Source organism: Klebsiella planticola (assembly GCF_000783935.2).
In the GTDB taxonomy this organism is placed as follows: Bacteria; Pseudomonadota; Gammaproteobacteria; order Enterobacterales; family Enterobacteriaceae; genus Klebsiella; species Klebsiella planticola.
The window spans coordinates 305,012-331,516 of sequence record NZ_CP026047.1 but is presented as its reverse complement, the minus strand read 5'-3'; the positions used below and the strand labels follow the sequence as shown (position 1 = coordinate 331,516).

Below are 26,505 nucleotides of genomic sequence, written 5' to 3'. Positions count from 1 at the left end.
GGCGACTATGACAGTCGCCTTTTTGTTATTTCCCGAGGAAGAAACGGGACGCTCAGGATCCTGCCGGCTTATTGCGGGCGCTCTTTTTGCGGAAAGCGTCGACGTACCAGTACGAAGAATAGCGGAACGAAGAAGATAGCCAGGACCGTGGCGGAAATCATTCCTCCCATCACCCCGGTGCCCACGGCATGCTGGCTACCGGAACCGGCGCCGGTGCTGGTCGCCATCGGCAGGACCCCAAAAATAAAGGCCAGCGAAGTCATCAGGATCGGACGCAGACGCTGGCGACAGGCCGACAGCGTGGCGGCGAGTAAATCTTCCCCTTTCTCGTTGAGCTCATTAGCAAACTCGACGATCAGAATGGCGTTTTTCGCCGACAGGCCGATAACCGTCAGCAGGCCAACCTGGAAGTACACGTCGTTTTCAAGACCGCGCATCCAGGTGGCCATCAGCGCACCGATAACCCCCAGCGGCACCACCAGCATGACCGAGAACGGGATAGACCAGCTCTCATACAGCGCAGCCAGACACAAGAACACCACCAGCAGCGAAATGGCGTACAGCGCCGGCGCCTGCGCGCCGGACAGTCGTTCCTGATAGGACATGGCCGTCCAGTCTAGCCCAAAGCCGTTTGGCAGCTGTCTGGTCAGATCTTCCATGATAGCCATCGCGGTACCGGTACTGATGCCCGGAGCCGCTTCACCGATGATTTCCACCGCCGAGTAGCCGTTATAGCGCTCCAGGCGCGGGGAGCCGGTTTGCCAGCGCGAGGTGGCAAATGCCGAGAAGGGCACCATCGTGCCGCTGCTGTTGCGCACATACCACAGATTAATATCGTCAGGCAGCATGCGGTAAGGGGCGGCAGACTGGACGTAGACTTTCTTCACGCGGCCGCGATCCATAAAATCGTTCACGTAGCTTGAGCCCCAGGCGGTTTGCAACGTGTTGTTGATATCGTCAATAGACACGCCCAGCGCCTGGGCTTTCCGCTGATCGATATCAATCTGCAGCTGCGGGCTATCGTCAAGGCCGTTATGGCGAACCCGGGTCAACCGGTCGTCTTTCGCCGCCAGATCGAGCAGCGTGTCGCGGGCTGCCATGAGCGCCGCGTGCCCGTTGCCGGCGTGGTCTTCGAGCTCCATATCAAAACCGGCGGAACTGCCCAGCCCGCTGATGGCCGGTGGGTTAGTGGCGAAGACGCGCGCCTCGTTAATGCTGTTAAAGGCTTTTGTCGCGCGTTCAATGATCGCAAACGAGGTACCGGTTTTCGCATCCCGTTCATCCCAGTCTTTCAGGCGGATAAACATGCGCGCGACGTTCTGACCATTGCCTCCCGGGCCAGAGCCCACGGTGGCGAAAATCGAAGCAACGTTGGCCTGTTCATGGCTAAAGAAATAGTCCTCAACTTTTTGCACGACTTTTAAGGTCTGCTGTTGCGTTGCGCCGCTCGGCAGCTGCACCGAGGTCAGGAACATGCCGCGGTCTTCCTGAGGCAGGAACGAAGTCGGGAGGCGTAAGAACATAAAGACCATCCCCCCCAACAGCAGCGCGTAGATAGCTATCCAGCGCAGCGAACGGTGAAGAATTTTGCCTACGGCGGTTTCATAACGGCTGGCGTTACGGTTGAACATACGGTTAAACCAGCCAAAGAAGCCTTTTTTACCGTGTTCTTCGCCTTTCTTCATGGGTTTCAGCAAGGTAGCGCACAGGGCCGGGGTGAGGATCATGGCCACGAGTACCGACAGCACCATCGCCGAGACGATGGTAATAGAAAACTGACGATAAATGGCGCCGGTTGTGCCGCCGAAGAAGGCCATCGGGATAAAGACCGCCGACAGTACCATCGCGATCCCGACCAACGCCCCCTGAATCTGGCCCATGGATTTTCGTGTCGCTTCACGCGGCGAAAGCCCCTCTTCGCTCATGATGCGCTCAACGTTCTCGACAACCACGATAGCATCATCCACCAGCAGACCTATCGCCAGCACCATCGCGAACATCGTCAGGGTGTTGATACTGTAGCCGCAGGCAAACAGGATGGCGAAGGTCCCCATCAGAACCACCGGTACGGCAATGGTTGGGATGAGCGTTGCGCGGATGTTTTGCAGGAACAGGTACATCACCAGGAACACCAGCACGATAGCTTCCAGCAACGTTTTTACCACGTCATGGATAGAGGCCTTCACGAAGGAGGTGGTTTCGTAGGCAATTTTATATTCAAGGCCGTGAGGGAAATACTGCGACAGCTCATCCAGACGATTGAGCACCAGCTCCGCGGTCTGCATTTCGTTTGCCCCCGAGGCCAGCTGCACGCCAAGGCCGGAGGCCGGGTTGCGGTTGTAGCGGCTGAGGTAATCGTAGCTTTCCGCGCCCAGTTCGACTTTCGCCACATCGCCGAGCGTCACCAGCGAACCGTCCGGATTCACGCGCAGCGTAATATCGCGGAACTGCTGCGGCGTTTGCAGCAGCGACTGGGCGTTAATGGTGGCGTTGAGCGACTGATTATCGACCGACGGCGTTCCGCCAAGCTGGCCGACCGCAATCTGCGCATTCTGTGATTCGATGGCGTCGGTGACATCTTTCGCCGTCATCTGCACGCTGGTGAGTTTGGCCGGATCAAGCCAGATGCGCATTGAGTATTGCGAGCCGTAGGCCGTAATATCGCCAACGCCATTCACGCGGCTGAGCGGTTCCTGAATGTTACTGGCCACGTAGTCGGCGATATCCTGCTTATCCATGCTGCCGTCAGTTGAGACGAATGCGATGGTCAGAATGTTGGTATCACCGGTTTTACGTACCGTCACCCCCTGATTTTGCACATCCTGAGGCAGTTTTTTCATTGCCGATTGCAGCTGGTTTTGTACCTGCTGCATGGCTTCGTTGGGATTCGTGCCGGCGGTAAAGGTCAGCGTAATCGTCGCCTGGCCCGAAGAGCTGCTCTGGGAAGACATATACATCAGGTTATCGAGGCCGGTCATATTCTGTTCGATAACCTGAGTGACGGTATTTTCCAGCGTTTGTGCGGAGGCGCCGGGATAATTGGCGGTAATGCGCACGTTAGGCGGCGCAAGATCGGGATATTGCTCAACGGGAAGTGACAAGATTGCGAGCGTTCCGGTCAGGCATAGCAGGATCGCCAGAACCCACGCGAAAATGGGGCGATCGATAAAAAAATTCGCCATCAGAATTGAGACCTCATTGTGTACATTTTTGTTACCGCACCGTCTGTGACACTTTATAGGCAACGCCACGGGCAAACGTGGAGAAATTAAGGAGATAGTGTAATTTATCGTGTGGCTTTAGCGGACACCGTAAAGAACTCTCCGACTCTCTTTGCGAAAACCGCCGCTTACCCCGGAGCCTGTTTGCCATCGTTAGACAGTTTTCTGCTTGCTACGTTAAATAAAACGCAATTTCATTTAAGTCAAAGAATTTGATCCAAAACGGGTTATCTCCAGAAAAAAACTATTTCGGGCAAATGAACATTGTTTCAGCCCCGTTTTGTCGGGTAATAAATAGTCATGCGAATCGAGGGGTTATTTAGCAAAGACCGAAGGATACCATGAACCACTTTATTATCAGCGATAGTCGCAAATGTATCGGCTGTAAAGCCTGCGAAGTGGCCTGCGTGATGGCACACAACGACGAGCAGCACGTCCTGACCCCACAGCGCTTCTTACCGCGCATTACCGTGATGAAGCACGAGCAAAAACGTAACGCAATAACATGTCGCCATTGTGAAAGCGCCCCCTGCGCCCGCAGCTGCCCGAATGATGCCATTCGTCAGATAAACGACAGCGTGCAGGTTGACGAGGAGAAGTGCATCGGCTGTAAATCCTGCATGGTGGCCTGTCCGTTTGGCGTCATGGAGATCGTGCTGTTACCGGCGGCGGCGGGAAAAGTGAAAGCCACCGCACATAAATGCGATCTGTGCAGCGGCCGTGAAGGCGGACCTTCCTGCGTGCAAAACTGCCCGGCGCAGGCGCTGCAGCTGGCGACGGAAGCGACTCTTTCCGCGATGGCCAAACAGCGACGCCTGCGTACGGCGCGGATGGATGCGCGGCCGTGGCATGCGCAACCAGGCGATATGGCATTACCGAGCGCTGGCGAAAAAGTCAGCCAGATGGCGGCAACGCCTCTGCGTAGCGAGGCCGATAAACGGGCCGCGGCGATCCGCAAGAAGGATTTTGCCGAGATCGTTCTGCCCTTTAACGCCGGGCAGGCGCAGCAGGCCTCGGAGCGCTGCCTGCAGTGCGGCGAACACAGTATCTGTGAATGGACCTGCCCGCTACATAACCATATACCCCAGTGGATTGAACGGCTGCAAGCGGGGGATATCGACGCCGCCGTGGCGCTGTCCCATCAAACCAACTGCCTGCCGGAGATAACCGGCCGCGTTTGCCCGCAGGATCGCCTGTGTGAAGGGGCCTGTACGCTGCGCGATGAACATGGCGCGGTGACAATTGGCAACATCGAGCGCTATATCTCCGATCGGGCGCTGGCACAGGGTTGGCGACCGGACCTCTCCAGGGTTGTCGACAGCGGGAAAAAAGTGGCCATTATCGGCGCCGGGCCGGCGGGACTGGCCTGTGCTGACCGGCTGATCCGCAACGGCGTGCAGCCGGTGGTCTTTGACCGTCATCCGGAAATTGGCGGGTTGCTGACTTTTGGCATTCCGGCCTTCAAGCTGGAAAAGTCACTGCTGGCCCGGCGACGAGAGATTTTTACTGAGATGGGTATCCGCTTTGAACTGGAGTGTGAAGTGGGCAAGGACGTGGCGTTAACCACCTTGCTGGCAGAGTACGATGCGCTATTTATTGGCGCCGGAACCTATCGTTCCATGAAAGCGGGACTGCCGAATGAAGATGCCCCGGGGGTCTATGATGCGCTGCCGTTCCTGATTGCCAATACTAAGCAAGTCATGGGGTTGAGTGAGCAACCCGAAGAGCCTTACGTCAATACCCACGGGCTGAATGTCGTGGTGCTGGGGGGCGGCGACACGGCGATGGACTGCGTGCGCACCGCGCTGCGTCACGGGGCGAAAAAGGTGACCTGCGCCTATCGTCGCGATGAGGCCAATATGCCGGGGTCGAAAAAAGAGGTGAAAAACGCTCGTGAAGAAGGGGCTGCGTTCGAATTTAACGTTCAGCCGGTGACGCTGGAACTGGATAGCGACGGCCGGGTTAACGGCGTACGTTTTCTGCGCACACAGCTGGGCGAACCGGATAAGCAGGGGCGTCGCAGCCCATCGCCGCTGCCGGGCAGCGAGTTCGTGATGCCGGCCGATGCGGTGATTATGGCCTTTGGTTTTCATCCCCACGGGATGCCGTGGCTGGAGTCCGTCGGCGTACAGCTCGATGACCGGGGGCGGATTAAGGCCAGTGTCGAGAGCCGCTACCGCTATCAGACCACGCACGACAAAATTTTTGCCGGCGGAGATGCCGTCCGCGGCGCCGATCTGGTGGTGACGGCGATGGCCGAAGGCCGCCATGCGGCGCAGGGGATCATGGATTATCTCGGCGTAAAATCGGCCCTGCTTCACTAACGACAAACCCGACTCCGCAGCGTAGTATGACAGCGTCATTCCACGCTGCGGGGCCGTATGTCACTCAACATCAACGTTATCAAAGATAAACTCCTCTCTGAAAACTACTTTATTTTGCGCAATATGACCTACGAGCTGACGCGTAGCGACGGCAGCGTGGTCCGTCATAAGCGCGAGGTTTACGATCGCGGCAACGGCGCCACGGTGCTGCTGTATAACCGCCGCAAGCAAACCGTCGTGTTGGTCCGTCAGTTTCGTGTCGCCACCTGGGTCAACGGTAACGAGGACGGAATGCTGATCGAAACCTGCGCCGGGCTGTTGGATAACGACGAGCCTGAAGCCTGCATCCGCAAAGAGGCCATCGAAGAGACCGGATACGAAGTCGGCGATGCGCATAAGCTGTTCGAGCTGTATATGTCTCCCGGCGGGGTGACCGAAATTGTCCACTTCTTCATCGCCGAGTACAGCGATGCGCAGCGCAAAACGCGCGGCGGCGGCGTTGAAGATGAAGATATCGAGGTACTGGAGCTGCCTTTTCGCCAGGCATTGCAGATGGTCGCCGACGGCGCGATACGCGATGGCAAGGCGGTGATTCTGCTGCAATACCTGCAAACATCGGGACTGATGGCGGGGTTATCTGATAAATCTGATTGAGTAACGTGCCGCCGCTGGTGAAGATGGCTGCTGTTTTGAGCGTTCTTCTCTGGGGTTGTGCCGCGCATGCTTTATCGGGTTCTTTTTTTTCTGCTTTTCGGTTTACTACCGGCGTCGTGGGCGTGGGCGGCGCCGGTACAACAGCTATTCGGCGACTGGCTGGTCACCTGCAATAATCAGAATTTCTGCGTCGCTCGCAACGTCGGTCTGCATCACGGACTGGTTATGACTCTCAGCCGCAGCGCCGGCGCCGTTACGGATGCCAGCCTGCGCATTGAGCTGGGCGGTATCGGTAACCCGGTGGCCGCCCTGGCGCCGATCGCTCCTCGTCTTTTGCTTGACGGTAAACCGCTGGCGTTGACCGATAAACACTGGCTGGTTGCGGATAAGCTGATCAAAACCGGAGATAGCGTGACGATCGATGCTTTTCTCCAGCAGGTGCAGGAAGGACAGGCGATAACCCTGGTTAACGGACTGCAAAGCATTTCTCTGCAAGGGCTGAAAGCCGCGCTGCTGTTTATCGATAGCCATCAAAAGCGTGTCGGCAGTGAAACCGCGTGGGTGGGTAAGGGGGAAGAGCCGCCGCTTAGCGTGCCTCCGGCACCTGCGCTGCGGGCGGTTGGCAAAGTTGACTTCTCGCAATCACCGCTCAGTCGGGAGGAGCTCAATGACCTGATGGATTACGGCAACGAGCGGATGAACAATAGCGCCTGTTCGCTGGACCCTTTCCGCCGTGAGATTCGGGTTACCGCGTTGACGGATGAGAAGGTGTTACTGATGGTCAGCTGCGAAGCCGGAGCGTACAACACCATCTGGCTGGCCTGGCTGGTGTCGCGCCAGCAGCCGTATGTGGCCCGCCAGGTCCGTTTGACGCTGCCCTTCCAGCCGCCGGGCAATGCGGCGCGTGATATTGAACTGATTAATGCCAGTATTGATGAGCGACGTCACGAGCTGGTGACTCTGGATAAAGGGCGCGGCCCCGGCGATTGCGGGGTTCAGACCCGCTGGCGCTATGATGGCCAGCGGTTTAGCCTGGTTCGCTATGCGCAGCAGCCGCAGTGTGATAACTGGCAGGGGCCAGATGCCTGGCCCACGCTATGGGTTACCCGTTACATATTTCATCCGCGAGACTGACAATATGCTCGACGGTAAAGCCAAAGAACGGGAACAGCTTCTCCGCCGGCGCTGATTCACCGTAGCTTCTCATTCCCACGATGGCGCCCTTCAGCCCGACATATTTATACCAGTAGTCGGCGATACCGGCCTCAACCGCAATTCTGGCGCTGACGTTAGCCGGAAGAACCGACTCCCGATATGCCTCATCTTGCGCATCGAAAACATCGGTTGAGGGCAGGGAGACTACCCGCACGTTAACCCCTTTGGCGAGCAGTTTTTCCGCCGCCAGCACGGTTATCTCCACTTCGGAACCGGTGGCTATCAGGATTAAATCCGGTTTGCCCCCCGCATCTTTCAGCACGTAGCCGCCGCGGGCAATATCCTGTACCTGTTGCGGCGTCCGCGCCATTTGCGCCAGGTTTTGCCGCGACAGAATCAGCGCGGTGGGGCCGGTTTGCCGTTCAATCGCCGCCTGCCACGCCACCGCCGTTTCGACCTGATCGCAGGGGCGCCAGGTGCTGAAGTTCGGCGTCAATCGCAGACTGGCCAGCTGTTCGACCGCCTGATGAGTGGGGCCATCTTCCCCTAACCCAATCGAGTCATGGGTATAGACCATAATCTGTCTGGCTTTCATCAGCGCTGCCATTCGCGCCGCGTTACGCGCATATTCGACAAACATCAGGAAGGTGGACGTATAAGGGATAAAGCCGCCGTGAAGGGCAATGCCGTTGCCGATCGCCGTCATGCCGAACTCGCGCACGCCATAATGAATATAGTTGCCCGCCACGTCCTCTTTGATCGATGTTGACCCGGACCAGATGGTGAGGTTGCTCGGCGCCAGATCCGCCGACCCGCCCAGCAGCTCCGGCAGAAGCGGTCCATAGGCGTTCAGGGCATTTTGCGACGCTTTACGGCTGGCAATTTTCGCCGGCTCGGCCTGCAGTTGCGCGATATAGTCGTGCGCCGCATCGCCCCAGCTCTCCGGCAGCGCGCCGTCCATTCTGCGTTTTAGCTCCGCCGCCAGTTGTGGATACTGCTGCTGATACGCGGCGAACCGCTGATTCCACGTCTGTTCTGCCTGCTCGCCGCGCGGCCGGGCATCCCATTGCTGATAAATCTCTTTGGGGATCTCAAACGGTGGATGTTTCCAGCCCAGCTTCTCGCGGGCTAACGCCACCTCTTTTTCCCCCAGCGCAGCGCCATGGGACTCTTCCGAACCGGCTTTATTCGGTGAGCCATAGCCAATCACGGTGCGGCAGATGATCAGCGAAGGTTTATCCGTGACGCTTTGCGCCTCGAGAATTGCCTGTTTCACTGCCTGCGGGTCGTGACCGTCAATATCGCCAATCACGTGCCAGTGATAGGCCCGAAAGCGCGCGGCGGTATCGTCGGTAAACCAGCCGTCGGTTTTACCATCGATTGAGATGCCGTTATGGTCGTAGAAGCCGATCAGCTTGCCAAGACCCAGCGTCCCCGCCAGCGAGCTGGCTTCGTGGGAAATCCCCTCCATCAGACAGCCATCGCCCATAAACACCCAGGTATAGTGATCGACAATGTCATGGCCGGGACGGTTAAACTGCGCCGCCAGCGTGCGCTCGGCAATCGCCATGCCGACGGCGTTGGCCAGCCCCTGGCCAAGCGGGCCGGTGGTGGTCTCGACGCCGGGGGTATAGCCGTGTTCCGGGTGGCCGGGGGTTTTGGAATGGAGCTGGCGAAAGTTTTTCAGTTCGGACAGCGGCAGATCGTAGCCGGTCAGATGCAACAGGCTATACAGCAGCATGGACGCATGACCGTTTGAGAGCACAAAGCGGTCACGGTCATACCAGTGCGGATTCCCCGGATTGTGTTTAAGGAAATCATTCCACAGGACTTCGGCGATATCCGCCATCCCCATCGGGGCGCCGGGGTGGCCGGAGTTGGCTTTCTGTACAGCGTCCATGCTCAGGGCGCGAATGGCGTTGGCAAGTTCTCTTCGGGACATAATGGACTCCTGAAACAAGATGTTGCATGAGTTTTTGTTGATTGTCTGTCGAGGCGTTTATGGGGTGGATAACTAAAAAGCATAGCAGACGGGACTATCATTGCTTTCGAAATCAGGTTACATAAATGTTATAAATCGATAACAAATATACCATTGCGATGGCGAGAGTTTGGCGGCGTTCAAAGTTTGAAAAGCCGTCAGGCGAGATACTATGCGCCACCTGGGGTGGGCACCAGGATAGTCATTACGCACACCCCCTACGACCGATACGTGAAAGGAACAATAAAATGGATGAGCAGTTGAAACAAAGTGCCCTCGATTTCCATGAGTTTCCCGTTCCCGGGAAAATTCAGGTTGTCCCAACCAAGCCTCTGGCCACACAGCGCGATCTGGCGCTGGCCTACTCGCCGGGCGTGGCGGCACCTTGTCTGGAAATCGAGAAAGATCCGCTGGCTGCCTACAAATATACCGCCCGCGGCAACCTGGTGGCCGTTGTTTCCAACGGCACCGCGGTGCTGGGACTGGGGAATATTGGTGCGCTAGCCGGTAAGCCGGTGATGGAAGGCAAGGGCGTTTTGTTTAAAAAATTCGCCGGTATTGATGTGTTCGATATCGAAGTCGATGAGCTGAACCCGGATAAATTTATCGATGTCGTGGCGGCGCTGGAGCCCACCTTCGGCGGCATCAACCTCGAAGACATCAAAGCGCCAGAGTGTTTCTACATCGAGCAAAAGCTGCGCGAGCGCATGAACATTCCTGTGTTCCATGACGATCAGCACGGTACGGCCATTATCAGCACCGCGGCGATTATTAACGGCCTGCGGGTGGTTGAGAAGAATCTTTCCGACGTTCGGATGGTAGTATCCGGCGCGGGCGCGGCGGCGATTGCCTGCATGAATTTGCTGGTGGCGCTGGGTATGCAGAAACACAATATCGTGGTCTGCGATTCCAAAGGCGTCATCTATAAAGACCGTGAGCCTCACATGGCAGAGACCAAGGCGGCCTACGCGGTAGAAGATGACGGCAAACGCACGCTGGACGATGTGATTGACGGAGCGGATATTTTCCTCGGCTGTTCAGGCCCGAAAGTGCTGACCCCGGAGATGGTGAAAAAAATGGCCCGCGCGCCGCTGATCCTCGCCCTGGCTAACCCGGAACCGGAGATTCTGCCGCCGCTGGCGAAGCAGGTCCGCGAAGATGCCATCATCTGCACCGGGCGCTCCGACTACCCGAACCAGGTCAACAACGTGCTGTGCTTTCCGTTCATCTTCCGCGGGGCGCTGGACGTTGGCGCCACGGCGATTAACGAAGAGATGAAGCTGGCTGCAGTCCACGCGATAGCGGAACTGGCACATGCCGAACAGAGCGAAGTGGTCGCCTCTGCCTACGGCGATCAGGATCTGAGCTTTGGTCCGGAATATATCATTCCGAAACCGTTCGATCCGCGCCTGATCGTCAAGATCGCTCCGGCGGTCGCCAAAGCGGCAATGGACTCCGGTGTAGCCACGCGTCCGATTGCCGACTTCGACGCCTATATTGAGAAACTCAGCGAGTTTGTCTACAAAACTAACCTGTTCATGAAGCCGATTTTCTCCCAGGCGCGCAAAGAGCCCAGGCGCGTGGTGCTGGCGGAAGGCGAAGAGTCGCGCGTCCTGCACGCAACTCAGGAGCTGGTATCGCTGGGGCTGGCAAAACCGATTCTGATCGGCCGTCCGAGCGTGATTGAAATGCGTATCCAGAAGCTGGGGCTGCAGATCAAAGCCGGCGTGGATTTTGAGATCGTCAATAACGAATCCGATCCGCGCTTTAAAGAGTACTGGGGCGAGTATTACCAGATCATGAAACGCCGCGGCGTGACCCAGGAGCAGGCGCAGCGGGCGGTGATTGCCAATACGACGGTCATTGGCGCAATCATGGTGCATCGTGGCGAGGCGGATGCCATGATCTGCGGCACCATCGGCGACTACCACGAGCATTATGGGGTGGTTCAGCCGCTGTTCGGCTACCGGGACGGCGTCAGCACCGCGGGGGCCATGAACGCGCTGCTGCTGCCAAGCGGTAACACCTTTATCGCCGACACCTACGTCAATAACGATCCTACGCCGGAGCAGCTGGCGGAAATCACCCTGATGGCGGCGGAAAGCGTCCGTCGTTTTGGTATTGAGCCGCGCGTGGCGCTGCTGTCGCACTCCAACTTCGGTTCCTCTGACTGTCCGTCAGCGAGCAAAATGCGCGAAGCGCTGGAGCGAGTGAAAGCGCTGGCGCCGGATCTGATGATCGATGGTGAAATGCACGGCGATGCGGCGCTGGTGGAAAGTATTCGCCATGAGCGGATGCCGGACAGCCCGTTGAAAGGCTCGGCCAACATTCTGGTGATGCCGAATATGGAAGCCGCGCGCATTAGCTATAACCTGCTGCGTGTCTCCAGTTCGGAAGGGGTGACCGTCGGACCGGTGCTGATGGGAGTGGCGAAGCCGGTACATATTCTGACGCCGATCGCTTCCGTGCGCCGCATCGTCAATATGGTCGCGCTGGCGGTGGTCGAGGCACAGACTCAGCCGCTGTAAGGGATTTGTCGGGTGGCGCTGCGCTAACCCGACCTACGGAATAACGTAGGCCGGGCAAGCGAAGGCGCCGCCCGGCATTAAATCCATGCGTGGGACTGAACAGACTCACTTTCTGACGCCGATCGCTTCCGTGCGCCGCATCGTCAATATGGTTGCGCTGGCGGTGGTCGAGGCACAGACTCAGCCGCTGTAAGGGATTTGTCGGGTGGCGCTGCGCTAACCCGACCTACGGAATAACGTAGGCCGGGCAAGCGAAGGCGCCGCCCGGCATTAAATCCATGCGTGGAACTGAACAGACTCACTTTCTGACGCCGATCGCTTCCGTGCGCCGCATTGTCAATATGGTTGCGCTGGCGGTGGTCGAGGCACAGACTCAGCCGCTGTAAGGGATTTGTCGGGTGGCGCTGCGCTAACCCGACCTACGGAATAACGTAGGCCGGGCAAGCGAAGGCGCCGCCCGGCATTAAATCCATGCGTGGAACTGAACAGACTCACTTTCTGACGCCGATCGCTTCCGTGCGCCGCATTGTCAATATGGTCGCGCTGGTGGTGGTCGAGGCACAGACTCAGCCGCTGTAAGGAATTTGTCGGGTGGCGCTGCGCTAACCCGACCTACGGAATAACGTAGGCCGGGCAAGCGAAGGCGCCGCCCGGCATTAAATCCATGCGTGGAACTGAACAGACTCACTTTCTGACGCCGATCGCTTCCGTGCGCCGCATTGTCAATATGGTTGCGCTGGCGGTGGTCGAGGCACAGACTCAGCCGCTGTAAGGGATTTGTCGGGTGGCGCTACGCTAACCCGACCTACGGAATAACGTAGGCCGGGCAAGCGAAGGCGCCGCCCGGCATTAAATCCATTCGCGAACCTGAATAAACTCACTCAGGGCAGCCTCAGGGCTGCCTTCTTCCGGCTGGTAGTCATACTCCCAGCGCACCAGCGGCGGCATCGACATCAGAATCGACTCCGTGCGCCCGCCGGTCTGCAGGCCAAACAGCGTCCCGCGATCCCACACCAGATTGAACTCCACGTAGCGGCCGCGACGATAGAGCTGAAAATTCCGCTCGCGCTCGCCATATGGCATGGCTTTGCGCTGCTCAACTATCGGCAGATAGGCATCCGTATAGCCGTTGCCCACCGCCTGCATAAAGGCGAAGGCGTGGTCAAAATCCGGGGTATTCAAATCGTCAAAGAACAGGCCGCCAATTCCGCGCTGCTCATGACGATGCTTCAGATAGAAGTAGTCATCGCACCATTTTTTATAGCGCGGATAAACCTCTTCGCCGAAGGGCTGACACAGATCGTGAGCCGTGCGATGCCAGTGAACCGCATCCTCTTCAAAGCCGTAGAAGGGCGTCAGGTCAAACCCGCCGCCGAACCACCACACCGGCTCTGCGCCGGGCTTTTCAGCAATGAAAAAACGCACGTTGGCATGGCTGGTCGGCACATAGGGATTCCACGGATGCACCACCAGAGAAACCCCCATCGCCTCAAAGCTGCGACCGGCCAGTTCCGGGCGATGCGCCGTTGCCGAAGCCGGCATGGCGTCGCCGTGAACGTGGGAGAAGTTTACGCCCGCCTGCTCAAACACGCCGCCATCGCGCAGAACCCGGCTGCGACCACCGCCGCCGCCTTCGCGCTGCCAGCTGTCTTCGACAAACTCACCGCCGTCAATGGCGCTCAGTTTCTGGCAAATGGTCTCCTGGAGCTGGAGGAGATAGCGTTTTACCTGGTGCGCATCGGGCTTCATTTACGTCTCTTCGAGTGGGCCTTCTGGTTATCGAACCAGTGGAAGTAGCTGATGATACCGGACGCGATCGCGCTGGCGATTTTTTGCCGGAACGCGGTGGTGCCTAACAGTTTTTCTTCGCCCGGGTTGGTGATAAATGAGGTTTCAACCAGTACGGACGGGATTGATGGCGACTTCAATACCACGAAGGCGGCCTGTTCCGTGTTACGGCTATGCAGCTTATGCACCGGCTTAATATTTTTCAGAATATGCGAACCCAGCGTCAGGCTGTTTTTAATGGTATCGGTCTGCACCAGGTCAAACAGCACCTGCTGTAAAAGGTGGTCCTTGGCCGTGGCTTTTTTACCGGCGACCTCATCGGCGCGGTTTTCGCGATCGGAAAGGTATTTCGCCATCGCGCTACTCGCGCCGCGGTTGGAGAGGGCAAATACCGAAGCGCCGGCTGCGCTGGGATTGGTAAAGCCGTCGGCGTGAATCGACATAAACAGATCGGCGCCGTGCTGGTGGGCAATTTCCACGCGGTCGTACAGCGGGATAAAGGTATCGCCAGAACGCGTCAGGCGTGCGTCAATACCGTTATTGCGCAGGATGCTGCGTACGTTTTTGGCAATCGCCAGTACGACATGCTTCTCTTTAGAACCGTTGTGACCGATAGCGCCGGTATCAATACCGCCATGGCCCGGGTCGAGCATAACGATGCGCTTTGCGCCCGCCTTTTTCGCCGCGGGTTTACTGTGGCCGTTGGACGTCGTCAGCGGCTGTTCTTTTGCGATGACCTGCGATGAAACCCCGGAAAGGGTCATGGCAGCCAGTCCTGCTTTCAGCACCTGGCGGCGCGAAGCAAGTATTTTTAATGGTTTAAAAGTGCTCATTCGGCCTGAATTGCAAACAAGTGGTACCTGGTGTTATATCGTATCGCGTTTTCCGTTACGACCATTCAAAACAAGAATTGTTTTACTTTTCATTTCAATACATGACAGTGCGTATTATGTCATTTTTTCCACTTCATTTCGCCTGATATTGGCTATCCGCTGAAATCGCGCCATAATCGCTGTTTTTAAGCCTGAAAAATGGGGAATACCATGGAGATACGCGTTTTTCGCCAGCAAGATTTTGAAGAAGTGATTACGCTGTGGGAGCGCTGCGAGCTTCTGCGCCCGTGGAATGACCCGGAAATGGACATTGAGCGTAAAGTTAACCACGATGTCAGCCTGTTTCTGGTCGCGGAAGTGAATGGCGAGGTGGTTGGCACGGTGATGGGCGGCTATGACGGTCATCGCGGTTCCGCCTACTACCTTGGCGTGCATCCGGAATATCGCGGCCGCGGTATCGCCAATGCGCTGCTGAACCGGCTGGAAAAAAAGCTGATTGCTCGCGGCTGCCCGAAAATTAACATTATGGTTCGCGATGATAATGAGGTGGTGCAGGGGATGTATGAACGGCTTGGTTACGAATATGCCGATATCCTGAGTCTGGGTAAACGTTTGATTGAAGATGAAGAATACTGAGTTTATCCCCTCTGATTTTGATGCTCATGGCCGGCTCAGGCTACCGTTTTTGTTCTGGTGCGTACTGCTGCTGCAGGCGCGGACCTGGGTGCTGTTCATTATGGCGGGGGCCTCCCGCCAGCAGGGCGATGTGTTACTGAACCTGTTCTATCCCGATCACGACAATTTCTGGCTAGGGTTACTGCCGGGCATCCCGGCAGTACTGGCGTTTATCGTAAGCGGGCAGCGGCAGCGCTTTCCCCGTCTCTGGCCGCTAATGCGCTGGCTGCTGGTGCTGTCCCAGACGCTGCTGCTGCTCTGGCAACCGCTGTTATGGCTGAGCGGCGAGTCACCTTCGATGCTGACTATCGGCCTGCTGATAGCCGATCTCTATGCCTTCTGGTGGCTGTTAGCCAGCCGTCGACTCAAAGCCTGTTTTCAGGAAGATCGGGTTTAACGGCACTTTTTGCCGATCCTGCACTCCAACAGGCGTCAAATAAACAAGAAAGGACCGAGTCATGAAATCGCTACGTTTACTTCTCTGCGCTTTACCGCTGGCATTAACCGGCTGCTCCACCATGAGTGCGGTTAACTGGTCAGCGGCCTACCCATGGAACTGGTTTGGTTCCTCAATGGAAGTGACCGAGCAGGGCGTGGGTAAACTGACGGCCACAACGCCGCTGAATGAACAGGCCATCAGCGATGCGCTTGGCGGAAGCTATCGCCTGCGCAGCGGCATGAAAGCCGCCAACGGTAATATCGTGCGCTACTTTGAGGCGCTGAAAGATGACAAAGTCGCGATGACCATTAACGGCGACGGCGGCACCATCAACCGTATTGAAGTGCGGGATAGCGAGATCAAAACGGACCGCGGCGTTCAGGTCGGCACGCCATTTAGCGAGCTGTATAGCAAAGCCTTTGGTCATTGTCAGAAAGGGGCAAACGATAATGGTGCCGTGGTGGAGTGCCAGGCGGACGGCAGTCAGCATATCAGCTACGCCTTTACCGGCCACTGGAATGGTCCGGAAGAGCTGATGCCTTCCGACGACACGCTGAAAAACTGGAAGGTCAGCAAAATTATCTGGCGCGGCTAATTTGATCTGAAGGGACACGGCACAGGGAAAAAACGGGTACAATAGCGCGATAAAAGTGCCACAGTTTTGTGGTTGTATCATTTCAGGAGGAGCGATGTCTCAGGTTCAGAGCGGCATTTTGCCGGAACATTGCCGTGCGGCGATTTGGATTGAAGCCAATGTCAAAGGGGACGTCAACGCCCTGCGCGAAGCCAGCAAAGTCTTTATTGATAAATTAGCGACCTTTCAAACGCAATTTCCGGACGCCCAGCTGGGGGCGGTGGTGGCTTTTGGAAATAACGTCTGGCGCCAGCTGAGCGGCGGTGTTGGTGCCGAAGAGCTTAAAGATTTCCCGGTATACGGCAAGGGCCTGGCGCCGTCTACCCAGTATGATGTCCTGATTCATATCCTCTCTGCGCGTCATGAGGTGAACTTCTCCGTGGCTCAGGCCGCCATGGCGGCCTTCGGCGATGCGATTGAGGTGAAAGAAGAGGTGCACGGTTTCCGCTGGATTGAAGAGCGCGACCTGAGCGGTTTCGTCGACGGTACGGAAAACCCGGCCGGTCTTGAAACCCGCCGTGAAGTGGCGATCATTAAAGATGGCGTGGATGCCGGCGGCAGCTATGTGTTCGTTCAGCGCTGGGAGCATAATCTCAAGCAGTTGAATCGCATGAGCGTTGCGGACCAGGAGATGATGATTGGCCGGACCAAAGAAGCCAATGAAGAGATTGACGGCGACGATCGCCCGGCAACCTCGCATCTGAGTCGCGTCGACTTAAAAGAAGATGGTAAAGGGCTGAAGATTGTTCGTCAGAGCCTGCCTTACGGCACCGCCAGCGGCACTCACGGCCTCTATTTCTGTGCGTACTGCGCGCGTATCCATAACATTGAACAGCAGCTGCTGAGCATGTTTGGCGATACCGACGGCAAGCGTGATGCCATGCTGCGCTTTACTAAACCCGTGACCGGCGGCTACTACTTTGCGCCATCCCTGGATCGTCTCCAGGCGCTGTAATCCCGGGTTGACTCTGCCCCTCTTCCCTTCGGAAGAGGGGCAGATAACCTTCTCCCTGCCTTGCGGCCTCATTCGGCTTAACTCCTTGTTCTACCTTATCTTCTCTCCCAGCCCATAGAGGGAGAAGCACGCCGAAAATCCGCCTTCGTACGGGTTTGTAAACGGCTTATTCTCTTTTCGACTTCCAAATCGCCAAACGGTATATAAAACCGTTACTCCTTTCATACTCGTTATAAATATTATGGCTATAAGAAAGTCATCAAACTGATAAGGGTGCGCAATGGCGGTTAAATCACTGAACAAAGGATATCTGGCACTGGCTGCTTCGATGCTGCTGGTTGCGCAGGCGCAGGCGACTGAGCTGCTGAACAGCTCTTATGATGTCTCCCGCGAGCTGTTTGCCGCCCTTAATCCGCCGTTTGAACAGCAGTGGGCGAAAGATAATGCCGGCGATAAGCTGACGATCAAACAATCTCATGCCGGTTCGTCAAAACAGGCGCTGGCCATATTGCAGGGCTTAAAAGCCGATGTGGTGACCTATAACCAGGTGACGGATGTACAGATTCTGCATGACAAAGGCAATCTGATCCCCGCCGACTGGCAAAGCCGTCTGCCGAACAACAGCTCGCCGTTCTACTCCACCATGGCGTTCCTGGTGCGTAAGGGGAACCCGAAGAATATTCATGAATGGAGCGATCTGGTGCGCCCTGACGTGAAGCTGATTTTCCCGAATCCGAAAACGTCCGGCAACGCGCGCTATACCTATCTGGCTGCATGGGGAGCCGCAGATAAAGCTGACGGTGGCGATAAAGCGAAAACCGAGCAGTTTATGACCCAGTTCCTGAAAAACGTCGAAGTGTTTGATACCGGCGGCCGCGGCGCAACCACCACCTTCGTTGAACGTGGACTTGGCGACGTCCTGATTACCTTTGAATCGGAAGTGAACAATATTCGCAAACAGTACGAGGACCAGGGCTTCGAAGTGGTGGTGCCGAAGGTCAATATTCTGGCGGAGTTCCCGGTTGCCTGGGTGGACAAAAACGTCAAGGCCAACGGAACCGAGAAGGCGGCGAAGGCTTATCTGAACTGGCTCTATAGCCCGCAGGCGCAGACGATCATCACCGACTATTACTATCGCGTGAACAACCCGCAGGTGATGGAGACGTTAAAGGATAAATTCCCGCAGACCGAACTGTTCCGCGTCGAAGACCAGTTTGGCTCCTGGCCGCAGGTAATGAAAACCCACTTTGTCAGCGGCGGTGAGCTGGACAAACTGCTGGCGGCGGGGCGTAAGTAATGTTTGCTGCTGCATCTAAGCGCGTGCTGCCTGGCTTTACCCTGAGCCTCGGCACCAGCCTGCTGTTTGTCTGCTTGATTTTACTGCTCCCCCTGAGTGCGCTGGTGATGCAGCTGGCGCAGATGACCTGGGGGCAGTACTGGGAAGTGGTGACCAACCCGCAGGTGGTGGCGGCCTACAAAGTCACGCTGCTGTCGGCGTTTGTCGCCTCAATTTTTAATGGCGTATTTGGCCTGCTGATGGCCTGGATTCTGACGCGCTATCGCTTTCCGGGCCGTACGCTGCTCGATGCGCTGATGGACCTGCCGTTTGCTCTGCCGACGGCAGTCGCCGGCCTGACCCTCGCTTCACTGTTTTCGGTCAACGGCTTTTACGGCGAGTGGCTGGCGAAGTTTGATATTAAGGTGACCTATACCTGGCTCGGTATCGCGGTCGCCATGGCGTTTACCAGTATTCCTTTCGTGGTCCGTACGGTTCAACCGGTACTGGAAGAGCTGGGGCCGGAATATGAAGAAGCGGCGGAAACGCTGGGCGCCACGCGCCTGCAGAGCTTCCGTAAAGTGGTGCTGCCTGAGCTCTCTCCGGCGCTGCTGGCCGGGATCGCGCTGTCATTTACGCGTAGCCTTGGCGAGTTTGGCGCGGTGATTTTCATCGCCGGCAACATCGCATGGAAAACCGAAGTCACCTCCCTGATGATTTTCGTGCGCCTGCAGGAGTTTGATTACCCGGCGGCGAGCGCGATTGCGTCGGTGATCCTGGCGGCTTCGCTGCTGCTGCTGTTTTCCATCAACACCCTGCAAAGTCGCTTTGGTCGACGTGTGGTAGGTCACTAATGGCGGAAGTTACTCAATTGAAGCGTTACGATGCGCCCCGCATCAACTGGGGGAAATGGTTTCTGATCGGCACCGGAATATTGGTTTCCGCTTTCATTCTGATCGTGCCGATGGTCTATATCTTCGTCCAGGCCTTCAGCAAAGGGCTGATGCCGGTCCTGCACAACCTGGCTAATCCGGACATGCTGCACGCAATCTGGCTGACGGTGATGATTGCGCTGATTACCGTACCGGTAAACCTGGTCTTTGGCACGCTGCTGGCGTGGCTGGTGACACGTTTTAACTTCCCTGGCCGCCAGCTGTTGCTGACGCTGCTGGATATTCCTTTTGCCGTTTCGCCGGTGGTGGCGGGGCTGGTCTATCTGCTGTTCTACGGTTCCAACGGTCCGCTCGGTGGCTGGCTGGACGCACATAACCTGCAAATCATGTTTGCCTGGCCTGGCATGGTGTTGGCCACCATCTTTGTCACCTGCCCATTTGTGGTGCGTGAGCTGGTTCCGGTGATGATCAGTCAGGGCAGTAATGAAGATGAAGCGGCGATTCTGCTCGGCGCGTCCGGCTGGCAGATGTTCCGCCGGGTGACTCTGCCGAATATCCGTTGGGCGCTGTTATACGGCGTGGTGCTGACCAACGCTCGTGCTATCGGGGAGTTTGGCGCCGTTTCGGTGGTTTCGGGCTCGATTCGCGGTGAAACCCTGTCGCTGCCGCTGCAGATTGAATTGCTGGAGCAGGATTACAATACCGTCGGTTCCTTTACCGCCGCAGCTCTGCTGACGTTAATGGCTATTTTGACTTTGTTTTTAAAGAGTATGTTGCAATGGCGTCTGGCCAATCAGGAAAAACGCGCGCAACTGGAGGGGAATCATGAGCATTGAGATTGTCAATATTAAGAAATCTTTTGGACGCACTCAGGTGCTGAATGATATCTCTCTGGATATCCCTTCCGGACAGATGGTTGCGCTGCTGGGGCCGTCAGGCTCCGGGAAAACCACGCTGCTGCGTATTATTGCTGGTCTGGAGAATCAATCCAGCGGTCATATTCGTTTCCATGGTACCGACGTGAGCCGCGTTCACGCCCGTGACCGTAAAGTGGGCTTCGTCTTCCAGCACTATGCGCTGTTCCGCCATATGACGGTATTTGAGAATATCGCCTTCGGGCTGACGGTGTTGCCGCGTCGTGAACGTCCGAACGCCGCCGGGATCAAAGCGAAAGTTACCCGGCTGCTGGAAATGGTGCAGCTGGCTCATCTTGCCGATCGCTACCCGGCGCAGCTGTCCGGTGGGCAAAAGCAGCGCGTGGCGTTAGCGCGAGCGTTAGCCGTGGAGCCGCAAATTCTGCTGCTCGATGAGCCCTTCGGTGCGCTGGACGCTCAGGTGCGCAAAGAGCTGCGCCGCTGGCTGCGTCAGTTGCATGAAGAGCTGAAGTTTACCAGCGTGTTCGTGACCCACGATCAGGAAGAGGCGATGGAAGTGGCCGACCGCGTGGTGGTCATGAGCCAGGGCAATATCGAACAGGCCGATGCACCGGAACAGGTCTGGCGTGAACCGTCTACCCGCTTTGTACTGGAGTTTATGGGCGAGGTTAACCGCCTGAAAGGGATTGTTCGCGGTGGCCAGTTCCATGTCGGTGCTCATCGTTGGCCGTTGGGGTATACCCCGGCTTATCAAGGGCCGGTGGATCTGTTCCTCCGCCCCTGGGAAGTGGATATCAGTCGCCGTACCAGCCTCGATTCACCCTTGCCGGTCCAGGTACTGGAAGCCAGTCCGAAAGGGCACTACACCCAATTAGTTGTTCAGCCATTAGGGTGGTATGACGAACCGCTGACCGTCGTGCTGTCGGGCGATGACGCGCCGTATCGCGGTGAACGGCTGTTTGTCGGCTTACAGAATGCGCGACTCTATAACGGCAATCAGCGGATAGAGCCGCGTGAGGATATTGCTCTGGCGGAGTCAGCCTGATAGTTTATTGAATATGTTTATCGCCCGGTGACGCTGCGCTTACCGGGCCTACAGTTATCACTGCGTCTTGTAGGCCGGGTAAGCGAAGCGCCACCCGGCTTTTTTATTGAGTAAAAATCGTGAATACACTTGAACACACCATCGGTAATACCCCTCTGGTCAAGCTTCAGCGCATGGGACCGGACAACGGCAGTGAAATCTGGGTCAAACTGGAAGGCAATAACCCGGCGGGTTCAGTAAAGGACCGCGCCGCGCTTTCAATGATCGTTGAAGCTGAAAAACGCGGTGAAATAAAGCCCGGTGATGTCCTGATTGAAGCCACCAGCGGGAATACCGGGATCGCGCTGGCGATGATTGCCGCGCTGAAAGGCTATCAGATGAAGCTCCTGATGCCGGACAACATGAGCCAGGAGCGCCGTGCTGCGATGCTGGCCTACGGTGCCGAGCTGATTCTGGTAACCAAAGAGCAGGGGATGGAAGGCGCGCGCGATCTGGCGGCAGAAATGGCGCAGCGTGGCGAAGGGAAACTGCTGGATCAGTTCAACAATCCGGATAACCCCTATGCGCATTACACCACCACCGGGCCGGAAATCTGGCAGCAGACCGCCGGGCGAATCAGCCATTTTGTCTCCAGTATGGGCACTACCGGCACCATTACCGGCGTATCCCGCTTTCTGCGTGAACAGGATAAGCCGGTGAGCATCGTGGGGCTTCAGCCGGAAGAGGGCAGCAGCATTCCGGGGATTCGGCGCTGGCCGGCAGAGTATATGCCGGGAATTTTTAATGCTTCGCTGGTCGATGCGGTGCTGGATATTCACCAGCAGGATGCGGAAAACACCATGCGTATGCTGGCGGTACGGGAAGGTATTTTTTGCGGCGTCAGCTCAGGCGGCGCGGTGGCCGGCGCATTACGTGTCGCGCGGGAAAACCCCGGCGCGGTAGTGGTGGCGATCGTCTGCGATCGCGGCGATCGCTACCTGTCCACCGGGGTTTTTGGCGAAGAGCACTTCAGCCAGGGGGCGGGTATTTAACTGGCAGGTGAGTCCAGCAGATCGGTACCGTAGGAGTTATCTACGGTACATAGCCAGCGCTGTTCCTGCCAGCGAAAAACATAGGTGGCGCGGCGTGTAACCTGGGTGGTTCCCCCCTGTGGAGTCGGTACATCCAGCCGGGTTTCCATAATCACCAGCGCAGTGTCACCGCCTTCCAGTATCTCCATTTTGCCTTGCGTCACCACCAGCCGGTGCTGAAAATAGTCGGCAATGGCGAGAAAGGCTTTGCGGATGTTCTCCTTGCCTTTCACGATCCGTCCCGGCTGCACCACCAGCAGGGCATCCTCTGCGTAGTAGTCCATTAACGTATCGTAGTCTTCCTGCGATATCGCGCGGTCGCACGCTTCAATGACGGCTTTTAGCTGCGGGTTTACCATGCATACCCTCGGGTTTAGTGCGGATAATGGATCACCAGATTATCGAGAAATGTCCACAGTTTCTGGTTCATCTCGCGATAATCCCAGCTGCGCATCTCCTGTACGGAACGGATAAAACGCCGGCCTCTTGCCGCCTCAAGCTCCTCCTGCGAATGGGTGATTAGTCGTTCAATGACCTCTGCGTCAAATTCCATATGGCACTGGAAACCATATACCCGGTCGCCATATTTCACAATTTGTCGCGGGCAACCTTCGCTTGCGGCCAGAACCGTCGCCGTCGGCGTCATGCCGGGCATATCGTTATGCCAGTGCCCCACGACCAGAGCAGGGCCAAAATGAGCGATATTCGGGTCGCGTAAACCCTCTACGGTGAGGGTGACAGGGTAGTGGCCGATCTCTTTTTCCGGGCTTTGCATGACCGGGGCGCCCAGCGCTTCGCCAATCAGTTGCGATCCAAGACAAATGCCGATGACCATCCGCCCGGCGGCGATGGCCTGGGCAATAAGATGTTGCTCAGCATGCGTATCAAAATAAGCACACTCCGCCAGCGTCGTACGAGGCGACTGCGGGCCGCCGAGTACCACCAACATATCGAAGGCATCGGCGTTTGCCGGCAGCGGGTCACCGGCATATACCCGTGACCAGCCGGTGGTGTAGCCCCGCTCCTGGGCCCAGTGGAGGTAGGCTCCCGGTGCTTCAAAGTGTTCGTGGACGATAAAATAAATGTGCATAGACGTCACTCCCGTCAGGGTTGTAGAACGAGGTGTAAATCGTCAGCCAGGCGCTCAATCTCATCATCGCTTAACGTCCCCGGCGATAGCCGAAGGCCGTGCGATGGCGTGCGAATACCGAACGCTTCGCCTTCGCGGACTAACCAGCCGGCGCGGGCTAAGCGCAGGGCTATTGGCTGGCTCGGCTGCGTTAGCGGCAGCCAGAAATTCAGGCCATCTCCCGGAGGAAAGGGGGGGAAACCACGGTGGGTCAGGGCCGCGGCCAGTTTTTCATTCTGCCGACGATAATGGCGCCGACTCTCCGCCAGCGAGGCAGTAAAGACGCTATCATTCAGGCAGGCAAAGGCAAAGCCCTGCAGCAGATGGCTGACCCACTGGCTGCCGGCGTTGAGCCGCAGACGTAGCGCAGCTGAGGTGGTGCTATCGCTGGCGACAAACGCCAGACGCAGGTCCGGCCCGAGCGTTTTTGACAGGGAGCGTACCAGCGCCCAGCGCTGCGTGGTGGCGGGCAGGGGGGAATGCCAGGGCGTTGCCGATAACAATGCGAAGTGGTCATCAATAATCACCAGCACCTGCGGGTAGCGAGTCAGTATCTCGCGAATAGCCGCTGCTCTGGCTTCACTGAAGCTACAGCCGGTCGGGTTGTGCGCGCGTGGGGTCAGAATGACGGCTCGCGCGCCGCTGCGTAAGGCCAGTTCCAGTTCGTCAGGCAATATCCCCTCACCGTCAACGGCCACCGGACAGGCATTAAATCCGGCGTAGCGCAGCATATTGATACTGCTGAGAAAGCAGGGGTCTTCAACCACCACGCCATCGCCGGGCAGAAGCAGGGCGCAAAGCAGCCGCTCCAGCGCATCGATGGCGCCACTGGTCAGGTTAATCTCAGCCTGGATTCCCAGGTCCTGGTGCATCCAGCGCTGCGCCCAGGCCGCCAGCTTAGGTTCCACGGCAGCATCGCCGTACAGGTGCGGGGTCAGCGAGAGCTGATTCAGATAGCGAGCGAGATCCGGCAGGCGGCGGGGATCCGGGTTACCACCGGAGATATCCCTGAGTGGCGACGAGGGATCTCCGCCTTCCTGCGGCAGGGGAGCGTTCGCGGATTTAATGGCGGTACCGTTGCGCCCTTGACTGACGGCCAGCCCGGAGGTGACCAGCCGTTTATAGACCGCTGCGACGGTGTTGCGGTTAACCGTCAGCTCAGCAGCCAGCTCACGAACCGGAGGCAGCGTCTCTCCGGGTTTTAATACACCGCTTTGTATCAGATGGCGGATGTTATCAAAAATTTCACTGGCGGTTTTTCCAACGATCATTATTGACCTATGACAAAATGAATTTTAGCATAGGACGAATGATAATCAGAGTATGACCCGCTGTCCAGCGGGGGGAGAAGGGATGGGCCAACAAGACGAAATACAATCAGTGCTCTTCAACGATAAGAGCCGGGCGCTGCAGGTCGACATCGTCGCCGTGCAATCGCAAGTCGTGTACGGTAGCGTCGGTAACAGTATCGCGGTGCCGGCCATTAAACAGCATGGACTGCGGGTGATGGCCGTGCCGACCGTGCTTTTCAGTAATACGCCACACTACGATACGTTCTATGGCGGAGTGATTCCGGAAGCGTGGTTTGTGGGTTACCTGCAGGCGCTGGAGGAGCGTGACGCGCTGCGTGAACTGCGGGCGGTGACCACGGGTTATATGGGCAGCGCGGTACAGATAGAACGTCTGGCACAGTGGTTACGCCGGATCCGCAAATCTCACCCTCAGCTCTGTATTCTTGTTGACCCGGTCATTGGCGATGTCGACAGCGGGATCTACGTAAAGGCGGAGATTCCGGATGCCTATCGTACTCATCTGCTGCCGCTGGCGCAGGGGATAACGCCAAACCTGTTCGAACTGGAAACGCTGAGCGGCATGCCCTGCCGCCATCAGCAGGAGGCCATCGCTGCCGCGCGTAGTCTGTTATCCGACTCGCTGAAGTGGGTGGTGATTACCAGCGCTCCGGGAATGGACAGCGCGACGATTAACGTTCTGGTGGTGACGGCTGATTCGGTTGAGGTGGTGGTCCATCCGCGGGTTGAAACGGACCTGAAAGGTACCGGCGACCTGTTTTGCGCCGAGCTGATCAGCGGCCTGATGTCGGGGCTGGCGCTGGGAGCGGCGACGCATGCTGCGGCGCAGCGCGTGCTGGCAGTGATGACCTGGACCGATCGACAGGGCTGTGATGAGCTGATCCTGCCGCCGCCGGAGGTAAGCGCATGAAGAGCTATCGTTTAGTTGTACGTCAGCAAGGGCGTATTGTTGGTTATTTTGATACCGCCGGTAATGATGCCCTGGAAGATGTCTGCGTGGCCCGGTCGCTGTTTGGCGTCACCGGTGGATACCAGTGCGATCTGTTGGTTTCAGATAGCGAACGGCGGATTCTGGAAAGTGGACCAGAGGGAATGAAGGTCCTCTCCCGGGAGAAATGCTTTTGGCCGGTAAAATCCATCCTGTAAAAAAAATGGCGCCAATAGGGCGCCATTTTTTCTGCGGCAAGAATTACTTCTTGATGCGAATGACCGGGGTTTCACCCACGGTAACGCTACCGGACAGTTTGATCAGCTCTTTGATCTCGTCCATGTTGGAGATAACAACCGGAGTCAGGGTCGACTTGGCTTTCTCTTCCAGCAGCGGCAGATCGAATTCGATGACCGGGTCACCCACTTTCACACGCTGACCTTCTTCGGCAATGCGTTTGAAGCCTTCGCCTTTCAGTTCAACGGTATCAATACCGAAGTGAACAAACAGCTCGATGCCGCTATCCGATTCAATAGAGAATGCATGGTTGGTTTCAAAGATTTTACCGATGGTACCGTCTACCGGCGCAACCATTTTGTTGCCGGTAGGTTTGATGGCAATGCCATCACCCACAATTTTTTCCGCAAAAACCACATCCGGCACGTCTTCGATGTTGACGATCTCGCCAGAGAGCGGAGCAACAATCTCAATAGTTCCGGAGTCTTTTTTGTCATCAGAAACCAGAGATTTCAATTTATCGAACAAACCCATGATCTTCTCCTAAGCAGTAAT

General features: G+C 57.0%; 23 protein-coding genes and 3 pseudogenes. 18 read left to right on the top strand and 8 right to left on the bottom strand.

Annotated elements, in window-relative coordinates:
• Window positions 1-68: 68 nt before the first annotated feature.
• Window positions 69-3,182: a multidrug efflux RND transporter permease AcrD gene (acrD, locus tag MC50_RS01525; protein ID WP_032686537.1), complete on the bottom strand. Its 3,114-nt coding sequence runs from the start codon at window positions 3,180-3,182 to the stop codon at window positions 69-71.
• A 380-nt stretch (window positions 3,183-3,562) separates the two neighbouring features.
• On the opposite strand from acrD, the gene aegA reads away from it, so the two are divergent.
• The 3 genes from aegA to MC50_RS01510 all read left to right on the top strand — a co-directional run bounded on the left by aegA (window position 3,563) and on the right by MC50_RS01510 (window position 7,333).
• On the top strand, window positions 3,563-5,545 hold the full coding sequence (aegA, locus tag MC50_RS01520) for a formate-dependent uric acid utilization protein AegA (protein ID WP_047663367.1): 1,983 nt from the start codon (window positions 3,563-3,565) through the stop codon (window positions 5,543-5,545).
• 57 nt (window positions 5,546-5,602) lie between these two features.
• Window positions 5,603-6,199, top strand: coding sequence for a GDP-mannose pyrophosphatase NudK (gene nudK, locus MC50_RS01515; protein ID WP_032686539.1), 597 nt, complete (start codon window positions 5,603-5,605; stop codon window positions 6,197-6,199).
• Between the two features lie 66 nt (window positions 6,200-6,265).
• Window positions 6,266-7,333 carry a DUF1176 domain-containing protein gene (locus MC50_RS01510; protein WP_032695535.1) on the top strand — a complete coding sequence of 356 codons (1,068 nt, stop codon included), beginning with the start codon at window positions 6,266-6,268 and terminating at the stop codon, window positions 7,331-7,333.
• On the opposite strand, the gene tkt is transcribed toward MC50_RS01510, so the two are convergent.
• Window positions 7,302-9,296: a transketolase gene (tkt, locus tag MC50_RS01505; RefSeq protein WP_032699037.1), complete on the bottom strand. Its 1,995-nt coding sequence runs from the start codon at window positions 9,294-9,296 to the stop codon at window positions 7,302-7,304. The genes MC50_RS01510 and tkt overlap by 32 nt on opposite strands.
• A 287-nt stretch (window positions 9,297-9,583) precedes the next feature.
• On the opposite strand from tkt, the gene maeB reads away from it, so the two are divergent.
• From maeB to MC50_RS29190, 4 genes and pseudogenes are all read left to right on the top strand, one after another.
• Window positions 9,584-11,863, top strand: coding sequence for an NADP-dependent oxaloacetate-decarboxylating malate dehydrogenase (gene maeB / locus MC50_RS01500; RefSeq protein ID WP_032686540.1), 2,280 nt, complete (start codon window positions 9,584-9,586; stop codon window positions 11,861-11,863).
• Between the two features lie 106 nt (window positions 11,864-11,969).
• Window positions 11,970-12,056, top strand: a pseudogene (locus tag MC50_RS29200) (phosphate acyltransferase); the annotation flags it as partial.
• 106 nt (window positions 12,057-12,162) lie between these two features.
• A pseudogene (locus tag MC50_RS29195) lies at window positions 12,163-12,249 on the top strand (phosphate acyltransferase); the annotation flags it as partial.
• A 299-nt stretch (window positions 12,250-12,548) separates the two neighbouring features.
• Window positions 12,549-12,635 (top strand): annotated as a pseudogene (locus MC50_RS29190) (phosphate acyltransferase); the annotation flags it as partial.
• Window positions 12,636-12,712: 77 nt separating this feature from the next.
• Here the strand turns inward: MC50_RS29190 and hemF are convergent.
• A complete protein-coding gene (gene hemF / locus MC50_RS01475) occupies window positions 12,713-13,612 on the bottom strand; it encodes an oxygen-dependent coproporphyrinogen oxidase (protein ID WP_047663366.1) in 900 nt (299 codons plus the stop codon).
• Window positions 13,609-14,484 (bottom strand): N-acetylmuramoyl-L-alanine amidase AmiA, encoded by an 876-nt coding sequence (gene amiA, locus MC50_RS01470; RefSeq protein ID WP_015583734.1) that lies wholly within the window; start codon window positions 14,482-14,484, stop codon window positions 13,609-13,611. The genes hemF and amiA overlap by 4 nt, the downstream gene beginning before the upstream one ends.
• Window positions 14,485-14,694: 210 nt before the next feature.
• On the opposite strand from amiA, the gene MC50_RS01465 reads away from it, so the two are divergent.
• The 9 genes from MC50_RS01465 to cysM all read left to right on the top strand — a co-directional run bounded on the left by MC50_RS01465 (window position 14,695) and on the right by cysM (window position 22,307).
• On the top strand, window positions 14,695-15,120 hold the full coding sequence (locus MC50_RS01465) for a GNAT family acetyltransferase (RefSeq protein WP_004866116.1): 426 nt from the start codon (window positions 14,695-14,697) through the stop codon (window positions 15,118-15,120).
• The gene (locus MC50_RS01460) at window positions 15,107-15,556 is read left to right on the top strand and encodes a DUF2919 domain-containing protein (protein WP_004866113.1); all 450 of its coding nucleotides are present in this window, start codon (window positions 15,107-15,109) and stop codon (window positions 15,554-15,556) included. The genes MC50_RS01465 and MC50_RS01460 overlap by 14 nt, the downstream gene beginning before the upstream one ends.
• A gap of 61 nt (window positions 15,557-15,617) precedes the next feature.
• Complete coding sequence (locus MC50_RS01455; RefSeq protein WP_004866110.1) at window positions 15,618-16,193, top strand: RpoE-regulated lipoprotein; 576 nt, start codon at window positions 15,618-15,620, stop codon at window positions 16,191-16,193.
• 94 nt (window positions 16,194-16,287) lie between these two features.
• Window positions 16,288-17,187, top strand: a complete 900-nt coding sequence (locus tag MC50_RS01450) for a Dyp-type peroxidase (RefSeq protein ID WP_032686541.1) — start codon at window positions 16,288-16,290, stop codon at window positions 17,185-17,187.
• A 280-nt stretch (window positions 17,188-17,467) separates the two neighbouring features.
• Window positions 17,468-18,484: a sulfate ABC transporter substrate-binding protein gene (locus MC50_RS01445; protein WP_032686542.1), complete on the top strand. Its 1,017-nt coding sequence runs from the start codon at window positions 17,468-17,470 to the stop codon at window positions 18,482-18,484.
• A complete protein-coding gene (gene cysT / locus MC50_RS01440) occupies window positions 18,484-19,317 on the top strand; it encodes a sulfate/thiosulfate ABC transporter permease CysT (protein ID WP_004866101.1) in 834 nt (277 codons plus the stop codon). The genes MC50_RS01445 and cysT overlap by 1 nt, the downstream gene beginning before the upstream one ends.
• Window positions 19,317-20,192, top strand: coding sequence for a sulfate/thiosulfate ABC transporter permease CysW (cysW, locus tag MC50_RS01435; RefSeq protein WP_032686543.1), 876 nt, complete (start codon window positions 19,317-19,319; stop codon window positions 20,190-20,192). The genes cysT and cysW overlap by 1 nt, the downstream gene beginning before the upstream one ends.
• Window positions 20,182-21,276 (top strand): sulfate/thiosulfate ABC transporter ATP-binding protein CysA, encoded by a 1,095-nt coding sequence (gene cysA / locus MC50_RS01430; protein ID WP_004866097.1) that lies wholly within the window; start codon window positions 20,182-20,184, stop codon window positions 21,274-21,276. Before cysW ends, cysA begins: the two co-directional genes overlap by 11 nt.
• Window positions 21,277-21,395: 119 nt before the next feature.
• Window positions 21,396-22,307 (top strand): cysteine synthase CysM, encoded by a 912-nt coding sequence (gene cysM / locus MC50_RS01425; RefSeq protein ID WP_032695529.1) that lies wholly within the window; start codon window positions 21,396-21,398, stop codon window positions 22,305-22,307.
• Here the strand turns inward: cysM and MC50_RS01420 are convergent.
• The 3 genes from MC50_RS01420 to ptsJ are packed head-to-tail and all read right to left on the bottom strand — an operon-like array spanning window position 22,304 to window position 24,746.
• Window positions 22,304-22,705, bottom strand: a complete 402-nt coding sequence (locus tag MC50_RS01420) for a YybH family protein (RefSeq protein WP_047663365.1) — start codon at window positions 22,703-22,705, stop codon at window positions 22,304-22,306. The genes cysM and MC50_RS01420 overlap by 4 nt on opposite strands.
• A 14-nt stretch (window positions 22,706-22,719) precedes the next feature.
• Window positions 22,720-23,436, bottom strand: coding sequence for a type 1 glutamine amidotransferase (locus MC50_RS01415; RefSeq protein WP_032686545.1), 717 nt, complete (start codon window positions 23,434-23,436; stop codon window positions 22,720-22,722).
• 14 nt (window positions 23,437-23,450) lie between these two features.
• A complete protein-coding gene (gene ptsJ, locus MC50_RS01410) occupies window positions 23,451-24,746 on the bottom strand; it encodes a MocR-like B6 salvage transcription factor PtsJ (protein ID WP_046851981.1) in 1,296 nt (431 codons plus the stop codon).
• Between the two features lie 82 nt (window positions 24,747-24,828).
• Here ptsJ and pdxK point away from each other — a divergent pair, with 82 nt between their 5' ends.
• Window positions 24,829-25,695 (top strand): pyridoxine/pyridoxal/pyridoxamine kinase, encoded by an 867-nt coding sequence (pdxK, locus tag MC50_RS01405; protein ID WP_032686547.1) that lies wholly within the window; start codon window positions 24,829-24,831, stop codon window positions 25,693-25,695.
• Window positions 25,692-25,931, top strand: coding sequence for a hypothetical protein (locus tag MC50_RS01400; protein WP_047663364.1), 240 nt, complete (start codon window positions 25,692-25,694; stop codon window positions 25,929-25,931). The genes pdxK and MC50_RS01400 overlap by 4 nt, the downstream gene beginning before the upstream one ends.
• Window positions 25,932-25,974: 43 nt before the next feature.
• On the opposite strand, the gene crr is transcribed toward MC50_RS01400, so the two are convergent.
• The gene (gene crr, locus MC50_RS01395) at window positions 25,975-26,484 is read right to left on the bottom strand and encodes a PTS glucose transporter subunit IIA (protein WP_003861316.1); all 510 of its coding nucleotides are present in this window, start codon (window positions 26,482-26,484) and stop codon (window positions 25,975-25,977) included.
• Window positions 26,485-26,505: the final 21 nt, after the last annotated feature.